At 32.4% G+C, this 3,035-nt stretch carries 4 protein-coding genes; 2 read left to right on the forward strand and 2 right to left on the reverse strand.

Features of this window, described 5'->3' with window-relative positions; translation table 11 throughout:
- Positions 1-32 precede the first annotated feature (32 nt).
- Positions 33-884: a BadF/BadG/BcrA/BcrD ATPase family protein gene (locus tag DIU01_RS04895; protein ID WP_290832122.1), complete on the forward strand. Its 852-nt coding sequence runs from the start codon at positions 33-35 to the stop codon at positions 882-884.
- Between the two features lie 57 nt (positions 885-941).
- Complete coding sequence (locus DIU01_RS04900) at positions 942-1,316, forward strand: methylglyoxal synthase (RefSeq protein WP_290832123.1); 375 nt, start codon at positions 942-944, stop codon at positions 1,314-1,316.
- Between the two features lie 94 nt (positions 1,317-1,410).
- Here the strand turns inward: DIU01_RS04900 and DIU01_RS04905 are convergent, their stop codons facing one another.
- Together DIU01_RS04905 and DIU01_RS04910 are read right to left on the reverse strand one after the other, a co-directional pair.
- The gene (locus DIU01_RS04905; protein ID WP_290832124.1) at positions 1,411-2,031 is read right to left on the reverse strand and encodes a hypothetical protein; all 621 of its coding nucleotides are present in this window, start codon (positions 2,029-2,031) and stop codon (positions 1,411-1,413) included.
- 120 nt (positions 2,032-2,151) lie between these two features.
- On the reverse strand, positions 2,152-2,463 hold the full coding sequence (locus tag DIU01_RS04910) for a hypothetical protein (RefSeq protein ID WP_290832125.1): 312 nt from the start codon (positions 2,461-2,463) through the stop codon (positions 2,152-2,154).
- Positions 2,464-3,035: the final 572 nt, after the last annotated feature.

A 3,035-nucleotide genomic window follows, 5' to 3' on the forward strand; every position in this document is an offset into this window, starting at 1 on the left:
ATTCTATATTCTATTCTCTATACTCTTAAATTATGAAATTATTAGTTGATAGTGGATCTACTAAAGCCGATTGGATTGCCATTGATGATAACGGTAAAGTACTTTTCACAACACAAACTTTAGGGTTAAATCCTGAAGTTCTTGACAAAGAAGAAGTAATTGCGCGTCTTGATGATAAGTTTGATATTTCTCACAACAAAGACAAAGCAACACATCTTTTCTTTTATGGTGCAGGTTGCGGAACCGATAGAATGAAAAATTTCTTATCCGAAGTTTTTCAAAACTATTTTTCTAATGCTGTGATCTCTGTTCATGAAGATACTTTTGCTGCCGTTTATGCAACAACTCCCAAAGACGAACAAGCTATTGTTTGTATTTTAGGAACGGGTTCCAACTGTAGTTTCTTTGACGGAAAAGTATTGCACCAAAAAGTACAATCTTTAGGCTATATCGCCATGGATGACGGATCTGGAAATCGTTTTGGTCGTCACTTAATTAGAGGATATTATTTCAATAAAATGCCTAGTGATTTGGCTAAAGAATTTGAAGAAGAATACAACTTGGATGCCGATTATATCAAAGCCAATTTATATAAAGAAGCCAATCCTAATGCGTATTTAGCGACATTTGCTAAGTTCATTATTAAGCATAAAGACAGCGAATATTGCAAGAAAATCATTAAAAAAGAACTAAAATCGTTTACTAAAAACTACATCATGCAATATGATAATTGTAAAGAGGTTCCAGTTCATTTTGTGGGTTCGATAGCATTTTATCTTAAAGATGAATTAGAAGCCATTTTAGCAAAATACGAGATCAAAATGGGTAACGCACTTCGCAGACCAATTGACGGTTTGATTGCGTATCATATTTTAAATAAATAAGAAATGAAACCTGACTTTTACGTCAGGTTTTTTTATTTTTACAGCAAATAATTCAGTATGGAAATAGCAATAATAGCACACGACGGCAAAAAAGCCGATATGGTTCAGTTTTTAAATAAAAATAAGAGCATTTTAACTAAAGAAAATATAAAGATAATTGCAACTGGAACAACAGGTTCTAAAGCAGAATCGGCTGGATTTAAAGTGAAAAAGATGCTTTCTGGTCCGCTCGGTGGCGATGCGCAAATTGCAGCACGCGTTGCCGAAGGAAAAACAAAAATGGTTTTATTCTTTAAAGATCCAATGTCCAATCATCCGCATGAAGTAGATATTAATATGCTTATTCGTGTTTGCGATGTTCACAATGTGCCATTGGCTACTAATGAGGCAACGGCGCAGTTGTTATTATTGGGATTGGATGAGGTAAAATAATGAACTTGTTTCAAAAAAAGCCGACTAGTTTTATTTTCAATGAGGAAGAGTTACTTTACTAATTTTTAATTGAGCTAATATAAGGTCTCAACTGTTATAAAATGGCTTTTCTCCATTTGTAAAGTAACAATTTTCTTCTATCATCAAGATCGTTAACTCTTATTTCTGTGATATCTTCAATTCTAAATAAAGATGTTCCTAAATCTTCACCATTTTTAGCTACGCAATTTAGTATAAAATCTTCTTCGGATGATTCTTTTACAAAACCAGTAAAAAATTCATTTCCATTAATTTCAAAACTAGCCATTTGATCTTTTGCCTTGGAAAGTTGAATAACTGCGTTATACTGCCAAAAATCAGATTGGTTTAGGTTGATACTAAAATCGGGCGATTTGTCAATGATATCGGCATATTGAATTAGACATTCCATTACTTTGGTATAATCATCGTTGAAATCAATGTTTTTAATATTGGCTTGTTTAATGTACAAAACTCCATCTGGTTTTCCGAACCTAGTAAAGTGTTTAAATCCAATATATTCTTCACTTATTTCAGTTACATAGCCTACAAGCGAGCCTTTGTCGCCATTGTATTGCCAAATAGAAATGATTTCTTTGTTGTCTTTTGATTTTTGTAGTATAGATTGTAAAAAGCTGCTGTTCATTTTTGGTTTTTTCTCGGTTTGATTAAATATTTTTTTGAAAAAGTTTATCATTTTTTATGTTTTTGTTGACTTTGTGTAGCTTGAATGTTTACTTTTAAATTATTCACCCGAAATATAATTATAAAGAAACTTTAATTGCTCTCGCGCTAGCGTAGCAGTGTATCCTTTTAATTACGCATCAAATTCAGCGTAATGTATAATTCGTTCTACTTTTTTAACATCAGAATTGAATTCTTTATTTTTTGACATATCATCATAAATATCTTGTAAAATAAAAATTTCTAAAAAGTATTCAAACCCTGGGCATTTTGTCTCAGCAATTAGGTTCATTTTTACTTCCATTTCTTCTGGAGTTAATCCCATAACTAAAGCTTCAGAATTTGGTAGAAATTTTCCATTGATTCTTTTTGCAAAAATTGTATTTATAATTTCATCAGTGTCGATATACTTCTTACAATTTAAAATTGCTTCACTCAATGTCATTTCTTCTGATTTTTTGTTCCTTCTCCAAAGATATCAATTTCTCCGAATCCACTTTACGGATTTCCGTATTTACCCCAAAATTTCCTAAAAATCCTGATTTTGTGTACGACGATTACCAATTATCCCGAAGCTTCGGGACTGATAGGAGCAACTACCGTGTAGTGCGGATAGCAGGAATAGGGTTAGCAAAAGGGTTGAGGTCATTCGCTCCCAATTATAAAACAAATCTAAAACTTTAATTTTGATGAAAAACAGGTATTTTTACGTGGTTTTATGTGAGTTTTTTGCTGTAGGTTTGCAGTGTTGAGTTAGACTTTGACACTTATTCAAACCCACGATTTTTAGTTTTTAGTTGTATTTAAATTGAAAATGCCAGTACTTCATTGTACTGGCATTTTTCTTTTTGCTATATAAACTATTTTCCACGGTCGTCACTTCGAGTGTTTTTTACAAAATTGCGACTGAGCTATTTTGTAAAAAATGACCCGAGGCTTGCCGAACTGAGCGAAGCTAATCGAGAACTTGGTTTCGGAGAAGTCATTTTTTCATAGGTTCTCGATACAATTTTGCTC

The sequence above is a fragment of the Flavobacterium sp. genome (assembly GCF_003525665.1).
GTDB lineage: Bacteria > Bacteroidota > Bacteroidia > Flavobacteriales > Flavobacteriaceae > Flavobacterium.